This is a genomic window from Hyphomicrobium sp. (assembly GCF_003987855.1).
In the GTDB taxonomy this organism is placed as follows: domain Bacteria; phylum Pseudomonadota; class Alphaproteobacteria; order Rhizobiales; family Hyphomicrobiaceae; genus Hyphomicrobium_B.
The window spans coordinates 312,734-331,281 of the sequence record NZ_RXIZ01000007.1 but is presented as its reverse complement, the minus strand read 5'-3'; the positions used below and the strand labels follow the sequence as shown (position 1 = coordinate 331,281).

The following is an 18,548-nucleotide window of genomic DNA, read 5'->3' as shown; positions in this document are numbered from 1 at the left end:
TCAGAGGCCGCAGCGCCATTGGGGGTTCCGACTTGCCAAGATGCCCCCTATGTCTAGGCCCAACAGCCGCCTGCCCGGCCGGGAGATGAGCCATGAAAACCTTCGATCCGCAAACCACAATCGAGCTAGAAGCGGCCGCTTTCCGCCGTCTCGTCGAACATCTGCGGACACGGACGGACGTTCAGAACATCGATATGATGAATCTCGCCGGGTTTTGCCGGAATTGCCTCTCGACCTGGATGTCTGATGCTGCCGCGGATAGAGGTCTTGAGCTTTCCAAGGAGGAAGCGAGGGAGATTGTTTATGGCATGCCGTTCAAGGAGTGGAAGGCAAAGTATCAAACGGATGCCTCGGCAGAAAAGCAGGCCGCGTTCCAGCAGAACCGCCCGCAGGACCATTAATCTAGGGCTTCCGTCTCGCTGAGGATTCGCCAAAAGCGTTGCTTTCGACTGCTCACCGTCGGCAACGACTCAAATTCGAGTGCGCGACATATACAACGTCAAGTGTGAAGACTGATTTTATCCCTTGGGATTGCGGGGTTTGCTGCCTTGCTGTGACCTGTGCCGGCCGTTAGCGTCGAGGCACTTACACAGCAGGAGTTCCTATGAGCACGCTTCAAGCCTCGGCGCAAAATCAGCTGCGCCAGTTCGTCGAACAGATCGAACGCCTCGAAGAGGAAAAGAAGCAACTCGGGGCCGATATTCGCGACAAATATACAGAGGCCAAAGCCGTGGGCTTCGACGTCAAGGCTCTTCGTCAGATCGTCCGCCTGCGCAAAAAGACGAATGCTGAGCGGCAGGAAGAAGAGAGCATCCTCGAAGTCTACATGCATGCGCTGGGCATGCTGGACGGGCCGCCGAACACGGATGCCATGGTCGACGCGATGATGGCGGCGGAGTAGGCCGGCACCAGCAAAGGTTGCCCTGCAACCTATTCTAAAAAACAACGCCACCTACCCCCATTCGGCGCTAGGAGCAGGTGGCGCTGGCGATGGCAACCTTTCGGCTGCCGTCTGTCTGCGCTCGGAAATGTGATCGGATCCGAGCGACTGTAGGTTCACCCTACGCTCCGCGCGTGATAAGGACAAATCGCTATTTCTTGTCCTTGGCATTAGTCCTCCTGATGACCCACGTCACGCTGAAGCAACTCCGGTACTTCGACGCGCTCGCACGCGAACAGCATTTCGGGCGTGCGGCGGACGCGTGCGCGGTAACGCAACCTGCGCTTTCGATGCAGATCCAGGATCTGGAGGCGTCGCTCGGCATTGCGCTGGTCGAGAGAACTCGCAACGGCATTAAGCTGACACCCAAAGGCGAGGAGATCGCGCATCGGGCGCAGCGCCTTCTCAACGATGTGCGCAATCTCGTCGATTATGCCCAGCACGCCGGTGGAGTGCTCTCGGGTACGCTACGTCTGGGCGTAATTCCTTCTGTCGCGCCGTATCTCTTGCCTCAACTCCTTCCGCTCCTGAAGGAGAACCATCCGGATCTCGAGCTGCACGTTCGCGAGACGCAAACCCATGTTTTGACGGACGAGCTGATCGAGGGAAAACTCGACGTGCTCCTACTCGCGCTGCCGATCAAGAACGCGGACATCGAAACTCAGGCGATTTTCGAGGACCGCTTTTTGCTCGCGCTCCCGAAAGCCAGGAAGCTGTCGGGACGTGTGCGGGCCACGAAAGAGATGGTTGAGCATGATCGCCTGCTGTTGCTTGAAGAAGGTCATTGCCTGCGCGATCAGGCGCTGACGTACTGCAGTCTGCAGCAGGTGGACGACGTCAACACCTTCGGGGCGTCAAGCCTTTCGACGATCGTTGAGATGGTGTCCGCCGGGTTCGGAATTACGTTGTTGCCCGAGATATGCATCGGCGTTGAAGGGCGGGCACGCGAAATCAAGGTCATCCGCTTCGTTGAGCCGGAACCCTCCCGTTCGATCGGTCTGGCGTGGCGGCGGTCTAGCCCGAGGCGAGAAGACTTCATGGCGTTGGCGAAACTCGTCGACGAAGCCGGTCAGGCATCGCTCAAGAGAGGAACAGCGACAATCTCCGCGTAATATCTTGAAATTCAGCGAGCGCTGGTCTGCACCGGCCGGCTTTGAATGCTGGCGGATAGGGTTTTCCGGCCTTGGTCTATTTCGGTCAGAGCTTCTGCGTGGACAGCTTTGCCCTGGAACTTATCGCACCACATCGCTTCTGCGAGCTGGCGGCCGGGGCGCAGCTTCATAGGGATAACGCTCCCGTCGTTATCGAGCGCATCAAGCGTGGCTGCGACATCGGGAGCCTGCATCGCAGCGAGCGGCTGGTCACGGGCGGTAGGACCATCGGTCAAGAACGGCGCGAGCGGGAAGGGCCGATAGGCCATCTCATCAGGATGATCTTCGTCATAAGCGGGTGCTTGTGCCCAGTCCGTCAGGCTCGCGGGTCGCATGTCGCCAACCGTTCCGGCTGCGGGGTCGAGACTTGCGACTTGGGCAATGGGCTCGCTCGGAGCCGCAGACTTGCGCGTTTCGGCCAGCGCGGCATCGGCGAGCGCCTTCTGCGGGCGAACGGCTGGCTGCGGGCCCTGGATCAATTCAGGAAGCGGTGTGGACGATGCGGCAGCCACTAAAGCATCGAGCTTTCCACGGTCGGCCTTTGAAGGCAGCGTAAAGTGCGAAGACCGGTCGATAAGTTTGGGCGAGGCGACCAATTTCGGTGCGGCGGCAACGTCTTCCGAGGTTGCTTCCAGCGACGCCAAAGTCGTCGCCGGCGCGAACGGACGGACTTGCGATGCCGCGGGGTCGGGCTCTGTCGTCAGATTGATCGTTCGCCGGGTTGAGCCATCAGACGGCTTAGTTCGCCCCGGGAGCCCAAGGGAAGCGACGACGCTCAGGCTCTTCTTCGGAGGCGCCACTTCTACAGAAGCGACCATCGTCCGCGATGTGCCCGGGGTCCGTCGGTCATGGAAGAATTCTGCAACTTGGGTGGCAAGCTCGCCGAATTTGCTTTGCGCCACTTTGACGTCGGCTGGCGTGATCGGTCGGCCGTCAGTCGGTACGTATTTCGAGCGGCCGTTCGGGAAAAGCAGAGCAAGTTCCATACGGGGCATGCGTGGCCACATGCGCACGTTGGCGGTATCGACGTGGACGAATGGCACGCCTGAAGTGGGGTAATATCCGACGCCGCCGCGTTCACGGATAAGAGCCGAGTATCGCATCTTCTTCAGCGGAATATCCGGGAACGTGATGTCGATCGCCTTGCCCGTGATGTGCTGGCTCTGTTTCGCCTGGCCGCCGACGGTATGGCGCAGCATCTCGTTTGTTTCGGCTGAACGATAGCCGCAGATGATGTTGATCGGTTCCTTGGAGCCAAGCTCCTCGTGCATTTCCCAGGCGAGGTCGATCGTTGCGGGTGCGATTTCCTTGACGAGATTTTTGCGCCAATCGCGCATGATGTAGTTGATCTGTTTCATCGCCTCGGGAACGTATTTGCCGTTCCGCTTGTAGACGACGGTGAGACGTTCCTGGGTATGGATATGATAAAATGAGATCGTGCGTTCGTCGGGCTCACCGGCCGCCGTCATCTTGTCGGCGTTGAGGCACACCGATGCGATGAGCGCGAACGCGCCGAAAAGGAAGCCTGAGCGGCGAAAAGCCACGAATTCCCCCGTCCCTACTAAGAACACCCCGAGCCCGACTGGGGCGAAAAATGCTCGGCCCTTAACGATTAATTGCGAACCGTTAACAGGCGGTAACTATCCCCGTTCGGCATCTAAATCTTGCGAAAGGGCGATAAAAAGGCCGGTAGGCTCGGGAGCGCGAAAAAGCCGGCTGCGGAGAAGATCCGCGCCGGCTTTGCACTCAATGAACTCAGCTGATCTTAGAAGCCGCCGAAGACCTGTTTGAAGAACGTGCCAAGGCCTCCATTGTGCTTTCTGCGGCGACCGCGTGAATCATACTCATCGTCATCGCCGAACAGGTTGGCAAAGCCGTCCTTGCCGCCCCAGCCGTCGTCCGGGATGTCCTCAGGCGAAACCTTCTTCTCGTCGGCCTTGACGATCTGATTCCAGCGGCCGGCTAGCGCAAGGTTGATGCGCTTTTCGTGACCATAGACGTCATCGAAGGTTTGGACCTGGCCATCATCGCCGACCCAAGCCGTGAAGTAGGTGACGTGCACCGGGATCGGATGATCGAGCGCGATCTCGTTCTCTTCGGGCCCGTTCTTCACGAGATCATCGACTTTTTCTTTGTCCCAACTCTTGTCCTTCTGAAGGATGAGTTCAGCGAGCGTGACCGGGTTGCGCACGCGCATGCAGCCGTGGCTGAACGCGCGGACGGGTTCATTGAAGAGGCTCTTGCTCGGCGTGTCGTGCAGGTAGACCGCATGCTTGTTGGGGAAGAGGAATTTGACCACACCAAGAGCATTGCCGCCGCCCGGAGGCTGATAGATGTGGAAGTTGCGGATGTCGTTGCGTGACCAATCGACGTTATAAGGATCGACCTTGCGGCCGTTGTATTCGAGGACGAGACCCTGCCGGCGTAGCGGATCGCCGCCGCCCCGGAGGCTAGGAAGCAGTTCCTTGATCTTGATCGAATCCGGAACGTTCCACCGCGGCTGAATGACGACCGTCTTCATGGTTTCGGAGAAGATGGGCGATTGGGCATCGGGACGACCGGAGACGATACGCTCCTCGTGAATGACCTGGCCATTGGATACCACCCGGAATTTGAATTCCGGGATGTTGACCATGATGTAGTAGTCGCCGAGATCGTCCGGCATCCATCGCCACTCTTCCATGTTGGCGATGAGGCGCGCTTCCGTCACGTCGTTACTGGCGTTGAGCGAACGGCGAAGGGTCGCGGTAACCGACGCGTTGGCCGGACGAATGCCGGTGCTTTCCTTGTAGGCGATGACGGCGTCCGACAGCGCTTTGTCGTAGTAGCTGTCGTCGGCTGCCGTGCCGTCGTCCTTCTTCGGCTCTGCCGCTACCTTCAAGCGCTTGCGGAGAATGGCGATCTGAGGATCACTCATGCCGGGCTTCAGCAGCTTTCCATCCGGGAGCTTGAGCGCGTCGGCTTCTTTCTTCGATGCCCGCATCTCAGCGAGCTTCTCGCGGAGACGGCGGAACTGCTCATGCTTCGGATTGAGCGACGTCAGGTAAGCCGCCTTATCGGGCGCGGTCGCCAACGTATCGATTACCGTCCGCCGTTCCAGAAGGACGGGCTTGCGATCCAAATACGTGCCGAGCTGAGACGAGGGATCGTTTATCCGGTCTCCGTGCGCGTCGCGCGCGTATTCCAGCGCCGCGAAAGAAAGTCTCGCTTCTGCGGCTGTCAGGTCTTCTTGCTTGAATTCACCCGAGGCCGAGGGCTGAAGGTCGGGGATCTTGTAATCGGCGGCGCGCAGGCCCCAGCTGTCTGCGTCCTGTAGGGCGGCGATAAGATTTTTAGCGGCGGCATTATACCCAGTCTTCTCGACCCAAAGGGTCGAGCCCATGCGCGAATTGTAGAATTGGATCAGGGTGGTGCGATCGTCAGCGTCGGTCGCGGCCAAAAGCTTCTTCCCATTGTCCTCGATAAACTTGCTAACCGGCAGATACAGAAGCCGATCGTCGGCGACGACCTTCTGAGGCTGCGCCGCTGCAGGCGTCTCAGCTGCAGGTGTGACGGGGCTTGCGGTCTGCGATGGCGCCGGTTGCGCAGCAGGGGGTGCATTCGTGTTCTGAACCGGCGCGTCCGATGCCGTGGCTGGTTGAGCTGAAGGTTCGGCGACAGGCGGGGTCTGATCTGCAACAGGAGCCTGTTGCGCCGCCGGCGGATTTTTTTGGGATTCCTGAGGAGCAGCGGCGTCTAGCGGCTGTCGTTCCGTTGCTGCCGGCGCAACGGCCGCGGGAGCTTCGGGAGCGTTGCCGACGCTGTTGGGTTGGTCGTTGCTCGGGTCCTGCGCGACTGCTGCAGGAGCGGCGCCAGCTGCCAGCAACACGCTGATAGCCAGTACTTTCGCGACACGCATACGGAAAATCACCTTTCAACTCCCCCGGCGACCGATATGCGCCTGTTTATATTGGCTGGCCACATCGCGGGAATACCGATGCATCGCATAGCGCTGTGGCGAAACTGTTGCCGCTTGGTGCCTTTCACGCGCAAAGAAAAAAAGGCGGAGCCCGCTGCATCGAACCGATTCAGCTACTTTCAACACCATAGAAATCGGAAAGTTTCAATTTGATTGCAGTTTCGCGGATTGCGCGACAGGCGTTCCCAAAATGCAAAAGCCCCGGATGCAGCCGGGGCTTTTGCGGTCGAGGGCGAAGGGGCTCGCTCTCTCATCCAATCCGGCGATCTGGGATACCGGATTAGACTTAAATGGGGCGTGAGGATGTGCGGTCTGGTCGCACGTGGCCGTAACGTGGCGCACGTGCATGCTCTCTCCCAGTTCGCCCTGCGCGTGCAGAGCGAAGCGATGGGTTAGTTGGTGCGGGGTTCGAGGCCGTATTCCTGCATCTTCCGGTAAAGCGTCGAACGGCCGATGTTCAGCCGCTTGGCGACTTCCGTCATGTGTCCGCGATAGCGACCGAGCGCCAAACGGATCATGTCGGCTTCGATAGCTTCAAGCGAACGGATTTCGCCGTCTTCGGCGACGGCCTGAATGCCAAGCGCGCTGCCTGAATTTGCGGTTTTCATCTCGACCGTATGGGGAACCGTGTTTTCGGCGCCGAGCAGCGCGGGCCCAGTGTATGCCTGCGGTTTCTCGACGACGGACGGCGCCGCCGGAATTTCCGCTTCGAAGCCGTCGACGTGAGCGGCGATCTGGGGAAATTCCGCTACGGTCAGCTCGGTCCCGTCGGCGAGGACGACGGCACGGAATACCGCGTTCTCGAGCTGGCGGACGTTGCCCGGCCATGAATAGGACTGCAGCAGTCGCATGGCGCGGTCGGAGATCGTCGTGACGCGCTTGCCTTCCTCGGCCGCAAAACGAGCGATGAAGTGGCGGGCGAGTTCGGGAATGTCTTCGACACGTTCGCGCAGCGGTGGAATGAAGATCGGGAAGACGTTGAGCCGATAGTAAAGGTCTTCGCGGAATTTGCCGTCCTTGACCTGCTGGATCATGTCGCGATTGGTGGCAGAGATCAGGCGGAAGTTGACTTTCACCGGGCGCTTGGCACCCACCGGATCAATCTCGCCTTCCTGCAGTGCGCGGAGCAGCTTTACCTGCGCATCGAGAGGCAGTTCGCCGACTTCGTCGAGGAAGAGCGTGCCGCCATCGGCTTCCTGGAACTTGCCGATGCGCTTGTCGACGGCGCCGGTGAAGGAGCCCTTCTCGTGGCCGAACAGGATGCTTTCGATCAGGTTCTCGGGGATTGCGCCGCAGTTCACGGTGATGAAGGGGCGGCCCACGCGGTCACTCTCGCCCTGAATGGCGCGCGCGATCAGCTCTTTGCCGACGCCGCTTTCGCCCTCGATGAGAACGGGGATATTTGAAGCAGCGGCACGTTTTCCGAGCGTAATAACTCGCGTCATCGCATCACCGCGAAGGACGAGGTCGTTGAACGTCAGCGTGCCGTCCGCGGTCTTTTTGAGGCGAGTAATCTCGTCGGTTAGCGCTTCGATCTTGAGAGCGCTCTTGATCGATACTTCGAGGCGTTCGGGCGAGGCGGGCTTTACAACGAAATCGACCGCGCCGCGGCGCATGGCGTTGATTGCGGTTTCGATGGAGCCGTTGGCCGTCTGCACGATAATCGGCGGCATTCCCGCGACGCGACCGATCCGGTCGAGAACGGCCATGCCATCGAGTCCGGGCATGATGAGATCAAGCAGAACAAGCCCGATCAGCGAGTGGTCCTGGGCTTCGAGAAGCTGGAGAGCCTGCTCGCCCGATCCGCAGGTCTTGGTTTCGAAGCCGAACCTCTTGATCGTCTCTTCAAGAATGCGGCGCTGGGCAGGATCGTCATCGACGATCAGAATACGCTTGGACATTTGCACGCAACTTTACTCTACGCTCGAAACAAAGACCGTTTCGCGCCAGGGGAAGCCAACTGACCCAGCTTCAGACACCCGGTGACGCGGAACTTACTCAACGGGGATCAGATTGCCCGACAACGGTAAATGGATGGTTTCGAGTTGACGCAAATTTCGGCGCGGCGGCTTAAACAGCTGAAGGTGCGGGAAGTTTTTTTTAATTTATCGCCGGGTGACGGGGCGCGCTGATCCCAGCGACTCGCACCGGGTCGACCGCGAAAGCCCTGGGCGTTTGTCTTGATCGAAGCAGAAGATCGCAAAATTTTATCTTTCCGCGGCCTGTGCTAAGCCACGGCTCGGTGTTGCAAACTTCGAGGTTCTAGAATGCGCAGATGGCCTTTCGTCGACGTCAATCTCGCTCCGCAGTCCGCGGCCAAGCTAGTCGAAGATAAGGAGTCCCTGGGCGCCATGCCGCAATGGGATCTCAGCGACCTTTATTCTGGACCCGATGCGCCCGAGATCAAAAAGGACCTGAAGGAAGCCGCGGCGGAAGCGACGCGGATGAAAGCGACATATCAGGGCCGCCTCGCGGACCTCGCGAAAGACGGCGGCAAGCTCATCGATGCGATCTTGGATTACGAGAAGCTGTCGGATCTGGCAGGCAAGCTCGGCTCCTACGCGGGCCTATACTACGTACTCAATCAGACCGATCCGGCGCGTGCGAAGTTCAACGCGGATGTGTCGGAAGCTCTGACCAAGCTTTCAACCGACCTGATCTTTTTCGAGCTCGAACTCAATCAGATCGAAGACGCGGTGATCGAGGAGGCTTTGAAGCACGAGAGCCTCAAGCGCTACAAACCGTGGTTCGAGGATCTGAGGAAAGAAAAGCCGCATCAGCTCGATGAGCGGATCGAGACCCTCTTCACCGAAAAATCTCAGACCAGTCGTGCCGCATGGAACCGGCTTTTCGATGAGACGATGTCTTCGTTGCGCTTCACGGTGAAGGGCCAAAAGGAGCCGCTTTCCCTCGAGCCAACCCTCAATTTCCTATCGGATGCCGATGAGAAGAAGCGCAAGGCTGCATCGGAGGCTTTGAGCAAGGTCTTCACGGCGAACCTGCCGTTGTTCGCCCGCATCACGAACACGCTGGCAAAGGACAAGGAGATTTCCGACCGCTGGCATAATTTCAAAGACGTTTCCGACAGCCGAAATCTAGCGAATCGTGTCGAGGGGCTGGTCGTAGATGCGCTGGTTTCAAGCGTTCGGGCTGCCTATCCGCTTTTGTCGCATCGCTACTACGCGATGAAGGCGAAGTGGCTCGGCAAGAAAAAGCTCGCCTCATGGGATCGTAATGCGCCGCTCCCGGATAAGCCGGAGCGCACCATCTCGTGGACCGAGGCAGAAGATATCGTTCTGCGCGCCTACAAAGGGTTTGCTCCGGAAATGGCGGAGATCGCCAAGCAGTTTTTCGAGAAGAACTGGATCGACGCGCCGGTGAAGCCCGGTAAAGCGCCCGGTGCCTTTTCGGCGTCCACGGTGCCATCCGTCCACCCGTACGTGATGATGAACTATCTGGGCAAACCCCGAGACGTGATGACGCTCGCGCACGAGCTTGGCCACGGCGTGCATCAGTGGCTTGCGCGCACGCAGGGGCCGCTGTTGGCGCAGACGCCGCTGACGCTTGCGGAAACGGCGTCGGTCTTCGGAGAAATGCTGACGTTCCGGGCGCTCATCGCAGAAACCAAGGACGCACGCGAGAAGAAGGCGATGCTCGCGTCCAAGGTCGAAGACATGATCAACACCGTTGTTCGGCAGATCGCCTTCTACACGTTCGAGCGAAAGGTCCACGAGGCTCGCCGCCAGGGTGAACTCACGGCAGAGCAAATCAACGGCTTCTGGATGGAGGTGCAGGCCGAGAGTTTGGGCCCGGCAATCGATCTCAAGCCTGGATATGAGGTCTTCTGGACCTACATACCTCACTTCATCCATTCGCCATTCTATGTCTACGCTTATGCTTTCGGCGATTGCCTGGTGAATTCGCTTTACGGTCTCTATGCCGAAGCGCATCCTGGCTTCGTCGCAAAGTACTTCGAGTTGCTCAAAGCGGGGGGATCGAAGCACCACTCGGAGCTGCTGGCTCCGTTCGGCCTCGATGCCCGTGATCCGGAGTTCTGGAACAAGGGACTAAAGGTCATCGAGGGGATGATCGATGAACTCGAGACCATGGCTTGAGCGATTTCAAAACGGTCTTAAATAACAGCCGTTTGCGGTGCAACGAATCCTTCGGCGGTGCATTGTATGAAGTCGCGGGGTTGTGAACTCCAGGGTGGAAAGCGAATTTGTCGCTTTCCAACGGAGCGACGTGAGAGTAGAAGCCCGCCACTTTGCTGCGTTGCAGCCTTAATCGACAGGTCGAGGTGCCTGAATGGCACAAGCGCCCGCTTCCGCTCAGGCCGCCGACTATGGCGCCGGAGAGGGGCACCACAGTAAGAACTTCTGGGCATTGGCACTGGGGTCAGTCGGTGTCGTCTTCGGCGACATCGGTACCAGTCCGCTTTATGCCTTCAAAGAAGCGATCACTGCTGCTTCGCACCGTGGCATGACTGCGGCGGAGGCAGCCGTTGGCGTGCTGTCGCTCATCTTCTGGAGCATGACGTTCGTCGTCACCGTGAAGTACGTCCTGCTGCTGCTTCGGGCGGACAACAAGGGCGAAGGCGGCATGTTCGCCCTCATGGCGCTCGGCCAGACTGTTGCGCGCAGAAGCGCGCCGCTGCTAGGGGCGCTTGGCATTGCCGGCGCCTCCTTCTTCTACGGCGACGCGGTCATCACGCCGGCGATTTCGGTGCTCTCGGCGGTTGAAGGTTTGCAGCTCATCGCGCCGCAGTTCGAGCGCGCCGTCATTCCCGTTTCCGTCATCGTTCTTGCCGGGCTGTTCTGGATGCAATCGCGCGGCACGGATCGCGTGGCGCGATTTTTCGGGCCAGTGATGTGCGTCTGGTTTGTCGTTCTCGCTCTCGGCGGCCTTGGACACATTGCCGACAACCTGCACGTCATGCGCGCCCTCAATCCGTTTGAGGGCGTTTCGTTTGTCTACCATCACGGGTTTCTGGGTCTGACGGTGATGGGCCTTGTGTTCCTCGCCTGTACCGGCGCGGAAGCGCTCTATGCAGATCTCGGGCACTTTGGACGCCGCCCGATTTCGACCTCATGGATCTATTTCGTCATGCCGGCGCTCGTCCTCAACTACTTCGGACAGGGCGCGCTGGTCATGAACGATGCGACGGCAATCGAAAATCCGTTCTACCGCCTGTACCCAGACTTCATGCTGATTCCGATGCTGATCCTGTCGACGTTCGCAACGGTTATTGCCAGCCAGGCTGTGATCACGGGAGCGTTTTCGCTAACACGGCAGGCTATTCAGCTCGGTCTCGTTCCGCGTTTCGAGATCCGGCACACGTCTGAGAGCATGGCGGGACAAATCTATATGCCGAGGGTCAATTGGATCCTCTTCATGGCGGTCCTCGTCGCGATCTTTGCCTTCAAGACGTCGTCCAATCTGGCGGCGGCCTACGGTGTCTCGGTGACGGCGGCGATGGTCATCGACACATTGATGGCCTTCTTCGTCATCTGGAAGTGCTGGAAGTGGCCGCTGTGGCGCGTTGCCATGATCGTCATCCCACTTCTGTTGATCGAGCAGGCTTTCTTCTCTGCGAACATCCTGAAGCTGCTCGAGGGCGGCTGGGTGCCGCTCGCCATCGCCTGCATGCTGGCGACGATCATGTTCACGTGGGTTCGCGGTACGCGCGTCCTGGCAAAAGTCACGAAGCGGAATGAAGCCGATCTCGATTGGCTCGTCCGCAAACTCGAAGCCAAGCCGCCACACCGCGTCTCCGGCACTGCCGTGTTCCTGACCGGCGATCCCTATTCCGCTCCGACCTCCATGATGCACAACCTGAAGCACAATCGGGTCATGCACGAGCGCAACATCCTGCTGTCGATCCGGACAGAGGAGACGCCGCGTGTGGCTCGTCACGAGCGGCTGACGATCGAACGCATCTCGGACCACTTTATCCGCATCGTCGCGCGGTACGGGTTCATGGAGACGCCGAGCGTGCCGAAAATCCTTGAGCATGCGCGGCGCAAGGATTGCAATGTCGACATCGGCTCGACGTCGTTCTTCCTGTCGCGGCGCTCCTTGCGGATGACGTCGAAATCCGAGATGCCGCGCTGGCAGGAGCGATTGTTCATCGCCCTGGCGGGAAGCGCTGAGGACGCGACCACTTATTTCCAGATACCAACGGATCGTGTGGTTGAAGTCGGTACGCAGGTGGCCGTTTAGCGGCACGTGCCGAGCCTCTGCAACCTTGGCTCGATTCTGGGGCCCGCCCGCGCCTGGCCGGCGCCGCTCCGTCAGCTCTGACCAAGCCCCGCATGCGACGCGCTTGAAGCGCGGCACGTCTTGGGATACCTAACAAGAAACCGTTGAAGAACAGCCCGATGGGAGGGGACTTTGGATATCGACACTTCGAAAAGTAGTCCTGACATGGACTACGCAGCGCATGTTCGGACCTACCACGACTTTCTGCGCTTCACGAAGTACGCCGTGATCGTCATCGCGCTGATCCTTATCGGCATGAAGATTTTCCTGGTTTGACGCCGGTTCGCCTAATCCCATTAGGTGGCTTAGGTCGGGGCAGCCCGGACGTGGACTGCCCCTTTTCGTTTCCCAGCCGCTGCGCTCTGCACGCTCTCAAGTGGACCGAGACATGGTTACGATAGCTGTTACCAGTGAGCCGGCCGATGAGCCGCGCGTTGCGGTTTCGCCGGACACGGTCAAGAAGTTCACCGCCCTTGGCGCGCTCGTCCGGATCGAACAGGGCGCAGGTTTGCGATCGCGTTTTTCAGACGACGCTTATCGCGCGGCTGGTGCCGAGGTCGTCGGCAAGGCTGAAGCCCTTGCTGGGGCAGACATCCTCCTCAGGGTTCGCAGACCTTCGGCGGAAGACATCAGGGCTCTGAAGCCCGGTGCAATCGTGGCCGGCATGATCGACCCGTATGGCGGAGGCGGCGAGCTTACGGCGCTGGCCGAGACTGGCGCGACCGTCTTCTCGATGGAGTTCATGCCACGCACGACGCGAGCGCAGTCGATGGACGTGCTGTCGAGCCAGGCGAACCTCGCGGGCTACAAGGCAGTGGTGGATGGCGCGGCGATTTTCGGGCAGGCGCTGCCGATGATGATGACACCGGCCGGCACGGTTCCGGCGGCGAAGGCTTTTATCATGGGCGTCGGCGTTGCTGGTCTGCAGGCGATTGCGACGGCCAGGCGCCTTGGAGCGCAGGTGACGGCGACCGACGTTCGCCCGGCCACGAAAGAGCAGGTTCAGTCCCTCGGAGCGAAGTTCATCGCTGTCGAGGACGACGAATTCAAACAAGCTCAGACGGCGGCAGGTTACGCCAAGCCAATGAGCGCGGAATATCAGGCCAAGCAGGCAGAACTCGTCGCGAACCACATCAAGACGCAGGATCTCGTGATTACGACGGCACTCATTCCGGGCCGTCCCGCTCCCAAACTCATCTCGCGCGCGATGATCGAGAGCATGAAGCCGGGCTCCGTGATCGTCGACCTTGCGGCCGAACGCGGCGGCAACACCGAGCTCACCGAGGCCGGGCGGACGATCGAAACCCCGAACGGCGTCAAGATTTTCGGACCTCTCAATCTCGCCGGCACGATCGCCGTCAACGCGTCCAGTCTTTATGCAAGAAACCTCTTGGCGTTCCTCGAAACGATGATCGACAAGAAGGAAAAGACGCTCGCGGTCAATTGGGACGATGAGCTGGTCAAGGGCACGCTGGTCGCCAAGGGCGGTCAGATCGTGCATCCCAATCTCGCGACGAAGACAGCATGAGGAACATCGCCATGCGCTCGATCCACATTCTCGCTTCGGCCCTCGCGGTCACCGCGCTTTCGGCTTCATCGGCAATGGCGGCGGAAGGTTCGCTCGTCAGCCCGTCGGTCTACGAGTTCATGGTCTTCGTCATCGCCGTGTTCGTTGGCTACTACGTGGTCTGGTCGGTGACCCCGGCACTGCATACGCCACTCATGAGCGTCACCAATGCAATTTCGTCGGTGATCGTCGTGGGCGCGCTGCTCGCGGTTGGCGTATCGCTTACGGCATCCGATAGCGGCATTGCCAAAGTGTTCGGCTTCCTCGCGCTGACGATGGCGTCCATCAACATCTTCGGCGGCTTCCTCGTCACCAACCGCATGCTGGCGATGTACAAGAAAAAAGAAACGCCGCCCAAGAAGGAAGGCTGATGCGCCGGTAATCCACTCGCGCACGAGAGACGTGACAGGCAACAGATAACAAGGCCCGGGATCGAACCAATGTCCGCAAACGTCGCCGCACTGCTTTATCTCGCCGCCGGCGTTCTCTTCATCCTGGCGCTTCGAGGCCTGTCTAGCCCAGCGACGTCGCGCAAGGGCAACCTCTACGGCATGATTGGCATGACCGTCGCCATTCTAACGACGCTCGGCATTGCCGAGCCGACGGCGATGTCGTGGATGCTCATTGTGGCCGGGCTTGGCATCGGTGCCTTTATCGGCGCGAAGACCGCGCGTGAGATTCCGATGACGATGATGCCGGAACTCGTCGCAGCGTTTCACTCGCTCGTTGGTCTCGCCGCCGTCTTTGTCGCCGCGAGCGCGCTTTACGCGCCGTCTGCCTTCGGCATTCTCGTCGATCCGACGAATCCTGATCTCGGGATCAAGGGCGGCAGCTTGCTCGAGATGTCGCTCGGCGTTGCGATCGGCGCCATCACCTTTACCGGGTCGGTGATTGCCTTTTCCAAGCTCTCGGGCCGGATGTCGGGTAAGCCGATCCTGCTGCCAGCACGTCACCTGATCAACGCCAGCCTGTTCATTCTGCTGATCTTCATAATCTATGCCTTCATCGTTTCCGCCGGTTCGGCATGGCTGTTCTGGCTGATCGTTCTGCTGGCGCTGCTGATCGGCGTTCTGATCATCATTCCCATCGGTGGCGCCGACATGCCCGTCGTCGTGTCGATGCTGAACTCCTACTCGGGCTGGGCTGCTGCAGGCATCGGTTTCACGCTCGGCAATGTGGCCTTGATCATCACCGGGGCTCTCGTCGGCTCCTCCGGCGCGATCCTGTCGTACATCATGTGCAAAGCCATGAACCGGCAGTTCCTGTCGGTGATCGCGGGCGGCTTTGGCGGCGAAACCGCTGTGGCAGGCGCGGGCGACGGCGGAGAGCAGAAGCCCGTCAAGCTGGGCTCCGCGGAAGACGCCGCGTATGTCCTCAAGAATTCGGCCAAGGTCATCATCGTGCCTGGGTACGGCATGGCCGTGGCCCAGGCTCAGCACGCGCTTCGCGAGATGGCAGATTCCCTGAAAAAAGCGGGGGTCGAGGTCAAGTACGCCATTCATCCGGTCGCAGGCCGTATGCCCGGCCACATGAACGTGCTCCTCGCAGAAGCCAACGTCCCCTACGATGAAGTGTTCGAACTCGAAGACATCAATAGCGAATTTTCGCAGGCCGACGCAGTCTACGTCATCGGCGCCAACGACGTCGTCAATCCGGCGGCCGAGGAAGACAAGTCCTCGCCGATCTACGGTATGCCGGTGCTCCAGGTCTGGAAGGCGGGAACGGTGTTCTTCAACAAGCGGTCGCTGGCTTCGGGCTACGCCGGCATCGATAACCCGGTCTTTTATCGCGACAACACCGTGATGGTCTTGGGCGATGCCAAGAAAATGACGGAAGAGATCGTTAAAGCCCTGGCGGCGGACTAGCCGGACCCGTCGGACATTGGGGCCGTTCGGCAACAGATGATTGCCGATTGCGGCGGCTCCAAGCAGAGCCGGTTCGGTCTGCTATAGTCCTGGACAGTAGGGGTTTGAGGGTTTTTTCGTGTTGGCTCCCGTTGCGTCCGCGTCGTTCGAAACCGATATCGCGCACATCGAAACGCTTGCCGCCACTCCGGTGACGAACTCGGCGCTGCTGGCGCGTAACCTCCAATTCATCTACGAGCGCGCCTCGAAAGCGCGGTTCGCCGACTACGATGTCGCCGCCGTTGCCCGGCAGGCGCCGCAACTGATGTACCGGCTGTTCGATCTTCGCGTCGGGCTCCGAGATCATCTTGGCCACTACGAGATGCTTGGCTTGATGACGCCGGAGGTGGCGCAAGGCTTCCGGGACGTGTTCCGCGTCCTACGCTATGTTTCGGACATGCTCGGCGAGATCACCACGGGGCATCCGAGGACGAACGAGGGGACCGGGTATCTTCTTCGCGGCTTCACCGGGGCCGACAACAATACGCTCGTCAATTACGCCTTCTACCGGAATGGCACGGCGAGCTATTTCCGCTCCGGCGACGTCTTGCTCGTTCGTGGAACGGCGCACAACAGCGCGGCGATCGCGAGGATCGGGGACGTCGACAGTCAATTCAGCCACATCGGGATCGTCTACATCGATCCCCAGGGCGATCATTGGATGGTCGAAAGCCTGATCGAGGATGGGGCAATCATCAATCCGCTGGCAAAGGCGCTGGATCACAACATCGTCCGCGCAGTGCTCTATCGCCATCGGGACCCGGACCTTGCCGCTCGCGCGGCCAAGTACATCTTTGACTACGTCGCGGCGTCACGGGCGAAGGGCGGCAAGCGCATCCTTTATGATTTTTCGATGCGCACCGACGACACGCGCAATCTCTTCTGTTCCAAGCTCGTGCGGCTCGCCTACGAGCGCGGCAGCTTCGGCATGTTCAAGCTGCCGACTTATCCCACCCATATCGCACGGAAGAACAAGGATTTCCTCGACCGCGTCGGCGTGGCGACCGACCTGACATTCGCGCCCGCCGATATCGATATGGAGTCGGGCTTCGATCTTGTCGCGGAATGGCAGGACTATCGCGATACTGCTGGCATTCGCCTGCAGGACTTCACGATGGACAAGCTGTTCGAGTGGATGGACAAATACAACTATCGCTTCGAGGAAACGACGGCGATCAAGCTTGTCTCGACGCTCGGACGGTTTTCGGCGCATATGTCGGATAGCGCCAAAGAGCTGCTGTCGTCAGTCTTTCCGCGCGTGCCGACCAACATGCCGCGCCGGACCGTGGCCGTCGTGGCGATGCTTCACAAAACCGCCGAACCGATTTATCGCGAGTTGATGAAGCTCAATCAGGATTCCGTCGCGGAGACCGGACTGCCGCTTCACGGCCTCGAAGTGATGGCTGCTCTCGAAAGCATTCGTGAACGGGAAGGTGACAGGATTGGCTACCTGGTCCGCCAACGGGACTAGAACAAAGGCACGCATGCTTTTGGCTTTGAAGGCCATCCTGATTTTCGCGGTCCTCGCCTACATGACGGTTGTGGCGGTGATGTACTTTGCACAGCGCCGCTTCATGTATTTTCCCGAAACGGTCCGGGCGTCGCCGGCGGCAGCGGGGCTTTCCCGTGTCTCCGAAATCGTCATCCCGACGCCTGACGGCGAAAAGCTGATTGCTTGGTACGGCAAGGCCCGCCCTGGCAAGCCGACGCTGCTCTATCTTCACGGCAATGGCGGCTCGCTGGCCTTTCGCAGCGGGACGATGCGCAAATATCTCGACGACGGTCTGGGCATGCTGATGCTCGCGTACCGAGGCTACAGCGGGTCGACTGGTTCGCCTTCAGAGGCTGCCAATATTGCCGATGCGAAGCTAGCCTACGATACGCTCATCAAGGATGGCGTGAGGCCTGAAGACATCATCCTCTATGGTGAGTCACTGGGTAGCGGCGTTGCGATTCGGGTGGCGACCGAAAAAAAGGTCGACGGCGTCATCCTCGATGCGCCCTACACGTCGATCGTCGAGCTCGCAGTAGCGCAGTTCCCGTGGCTGCCGGTGAACCTTCTACTTCAAGACCGGTACGAGACGATCAAGCACATCCGGGATGTGCACGTTCCCATCTTCATCCTTCACGGTGATGCGGATGAGGTCGTTCCGGTCGAGATGGGTCGACGCCTTTATGCGGCGGCCAACGAGCCGAAAGAGATCAAGATCATTCCCGGGGGCGGTCATGTCATTCACGATGGCCCATCATTCGCGTTCATCGATCATTGGATCGACCGATTGCGTGCCGGGAAGCTGAAGGGCCCGCCGCATTAGCGCCTCTGCCGGGGACGCCGCCCAAACAAACAGGCCTGCGTCACCGCAGGCCTGTTCGAAATTCAATAGTGAACGCAAGCGAGTTTAGAAACCGCCGCCGCCCGTGCTGCCGCCACCGCTCTGGCCGCCACGGAAACCGCCACCTGCACCGGGGCCACCACGGCCAGGGCCGCCCTTGCCGCCAGGACCACCGCGTGCGGAAGCCGCGGGCTTGCTCGGCAGAAGGCCTTCACGCTGGAGTTTCTTGCGGGCGAGCTTGCGAGCGCGGCGAACCGCTTCCGCTTTCTCACGTGCTCTTTTTTCGGAGGGCTTTTCAAAATGGCCGCGGAGCTTCATCTCGCGGAAGACGCCCTCACGCTGCAATTTCTTCTTGAGCGCCTTGAGGGCCTGATCAACATTGTTGTCGCGAACGAGAACCTGCAAGCAGTTGTATCCTCTGAAGAATTCTGTTT

Annotated in this window: 15 protein-coding genes; 11 read left to right on the top strand and 4 right to left on the bottom strand. The window is 59.7% G+C overall.

Annotation, left to right across the window (positions count from 1 at the left end; all coding sequences use genetic code 11):
- Window positions 1-92: 92 nt before the first annotated feature.
- The 3 genes from EKK30_RS06950 to EKK30_RS06940 all read left to right on the top strand — a co-directional run bounded on the left by EKK30_RS06950 (window position 93) and on the right by EKK30_RS06940 (window position 2,052).
- Window positions 93-401, top strand: a complete 309-nt coding sequence (locus EKK30_RS06950; RefSeq protein WP_290982283.1) for a DUF1244 domain-containing protein — start codon at window positions 93-95, stop codon at window positions 399-401.
- 203 nt (window positions 402-604) lie between these two features.
- Window positions 605-901, top strand: a complete 297-nt coding sequence (locus EKK30_RS06945; protein WP_290982280.1) for a DUF2312 domain-containing protein — start codon at window positions 605-607, stop codon at window positions 899-901.
- 221 nt (window positions 902-1,122) lie between these two features.
- The gene (locus EKK30_RS06940; RefSeq protein ID WP_290982277.1) at window positions 1,123-2,052 is read left to right on the top strand and encodes a LysR substrate-binding domain-containing protein; all 930 of its coding nucleotides are present in this window, start codon (window positions 1,123-1,125) and stop codon (window positions 2,050-2,052) included.
- 11 nt (window positions 2,053-2,063) lie between these two features.
- Here EKK30_RS06940 and EKK30_RS06935 read toward each other — a convergent pair whose 3' ends face one another.
- From EKK30_RS06935 to EKK30_RS06925, 3 genes are all read right to left on the bottom strand, one after another.
- Entirely contained in the window at window positions 2,064-3,635 is a 1,572-nt protein-coding gene (locus EKK30_RS06935; RefSeq protein WP_290982274.1) for a DUF882 domain-containing protein, read from the bottom strand.
- A gap of 221 nt (window positions 3,636-3,856) precedes the next feature.
- Window positions 3,857-5,989 (bottom strand): L,D-transpeptidase family protein, encoded by a 2,133-nt coding sequence (locus EKK30_RS06930; protein WP_290982271.1) that lies wholly within the window; start codon window positions 5,987-5,989, stop codon window positions 3,857-3,859.
- Window positions 5,990-6,441: 452 nt separating this feature from the next.
- Complete coding sequence (locus EKK30_RS06925) at window positions 6,442-7,950, bottom strand: sigma-54 dependent transcriptional regulator (RefSeq protein ID WP_290982268.1); 1,509 nt, start codon at window positions 7,948-7,950, stop codon at window positions 6,442-6,444.
- Window positions 7,951-8,400: 450 nt separating this feature from the next.
- On the opposite strand from EKK30_RS06925, the gene EKK30_RS06920 reads away from it, so the two are divergent.
- The 8 genes from EKK30_RS06920 to EKK30_RS06885 all read left to right on the top strand — a co-directional run bounded on the left by EKK30_RS06920 (window position 8,401) and on the right by EKK30_RS06885 (window position 18,096).
- Window positions 8,401-10,164, top strand: coding sequence for a M3 family oligoendopeptidase (locus EKK30_RS06920; protein ID WP_290982529.1), 1,764 nt, complete (start codon window positions 8,401-8,403; stop codon window positions 10,162-10,164).
- 193 nt (window positions 10,165-10,357) lie between these two features.
- Window positions 10,358-12,271 carry a potassium transporter Kup gene (locus EKK30_RS06915; protein ID WP_290982265.1) on the top strand — a complete coding sequence of 638 codons (1,914 nt, stop codon included), beginning with the start codon at window positions 10,358-10,360 and terminating at the stop codon, window positions 12,269-12,271.
- A gap of 171 nt (window positions 12,272-12,442) precedes the next feature.
- Entirely contained in the window at window positions 12,443-12,586 is a 144-nt protein-coding gene (locus tag EKK30_RS06910) for an aa3-type cytochrome c oxidase subunit IV (RefSeq protein ID WP_290982262.1), read from the top strand.
- A 112-nt stretch (window positions 12,587-12,698) separates the two neighbouring features.
- Complete coding sequence (locus EKK30_RS06905) at window positions 12,699-13,838, top strand: Re/Si-specific NAD(P)(+) transhydrogenase subunit alpha (protein ID WP_290982259.1); 1,140 nt, start codon at window positions 12,699-12,701, stop codon at window positions 13,836-13,838.
- A gap of 11 nt (window positions 13,839-13,849) precedes the next feature.
- A complete protein-coding gene (locus EKK30_RS06900) occupies window positions 13,850-14,248 on the top strand; it encodes a proton-translocating transhydrogenase family protein (protein WP_290982526.1) in 399 nt (132 codons plus the stop codon).
- A 69-nt stretch (window positions 14,249-14,317) separates the two neighbouring features.
- The gene (locus tag EKK30_RS06895) at window positions 14,318-15,742 is read left to right on the top strand and encodes an NAD(P)(+) transhydrogenase (Re/Si-specific) subunit beta (protein ID WP_290982256.1); all 1,425 of its coding nucleotides are present in this window, start codon (window positions 14,318-14,320) and stop codon (window positions 15,740-15,742) included.
- 118 nt (window positions 15,743-15,860) lie between these two features.
- Window positions 15,861-17,252, top strand: coding sequence for a YiiX/YebB-like N1pC/P60 family cysteine hydrolase (locus tag EKK30_RS06890; RefSeq protein WP_290982253.1), 1,392 nt, complete (start codon window positions 15,861-15,863; stop codon window positions 17,250-17,252).
- Window positions 17,224-18,096 carry an alpha/beta hydrolase gene (locus EKK30_RS06885; protein WP_290982250.1) on the top strand — a complete coding sequence of 291 codons (873 nt, stop codon included), beginning with the start codon at window positions 17,224-17,226 and terminating at the stop codon, window positions 18,094-18,096. The genes EKK30_RS06890 and EKK30_RS06885 overlap by 29 nt, the downstream gene beginning before the upstream one ends.
- Window positions 18,097-18,180: 84 nt before the next feature.
- Here the strand turns inward: EKK30_RS06885 and rpsU are convergent, their stop codons facing one another.
- Window positions 18,181-18,519, bottom strand: a complete 339-nt coding sequence (gene rpsU, locus EKK30_RS06880; RefSeq protein ID WP_290982247.1) for a 30S ribosomal protein S21 — start codon at window positions 18,517-18,519, stop codon at window positions 18,181-18,183.
- Between the last annotated feature and the right edge of the window lie 29 nt (window positions 18,520-18,548).

Coding starts and splice junctions, on each gene's coding strand:
- EKK30_RS06950 (WP_290982283.1), top strand. CDS start 93: ATGAAAACCTTCGATCCGCAAACCACAATCGAGCTAGAAGCGGCCGCT.
- EKK30_RS06945 (WP_290982280.1), top strand. CDS start 605: ATGAGCACGCTTCAAGCCTCGGCGCAAAATCAGCTGCGCCAGTTCGTC.
- EKK30_RS06940 (WP_290982277.1), top strand. CDS start 1,123: ATGACCCACGTCACGCTGAAGCAACTCCGGTACTTCGACGCGCTCGCA.
- EKK30_RS06930 (WP_290982271.1), bottom strand. CDS start 5,989: ATGCGTGTCGCGAAAGTACTGGCTATCAGCGTGTTGCTGGCAGCTGGC.
- EKK30_RS06925 (WP_290982268.1), bottom strand. CDS start 7,950: ATGTCCAAGCGTATTCTGATCGTCGATGACGATCCTGCCCAGCGCCGC.
- EKK30_RS06920 (WP_290982529.1), top strand. CDS start 8,401: ATGCCGCAATGGGATCTCAGCGACCTTTATTCTGGACCCGATGCGCCC.
- EKK30_RS06915 (WP_290982265.1), top strand. CDS start 10,358: ATGGCACAAGCGCCCGCTTCCGCTCAGGCCGCCGACTATGGCGCCGGA.
- EKK30_RS06905 (WP_290982259.1), top strand. CDS start 12,699: ATGGTTACGATAGCTGTTACCAGTGAGCCGGCCGATGAGCCGCGCGTT.
- EKK30_RS06900 (WP_290982526.1), top strand. CDS start 13,850: ATGCGCTCGATCCACATTCTCGCTTCGGCCCTCGCGGTCACCGCGCTT.
- EKK30_RS06895 (WP_290982256.1), top strand. CDS start 14,318: ATGTCCGCAAACGTCGCCGCACTGCTTTATCTCGCCGCCGGCGTTCTC.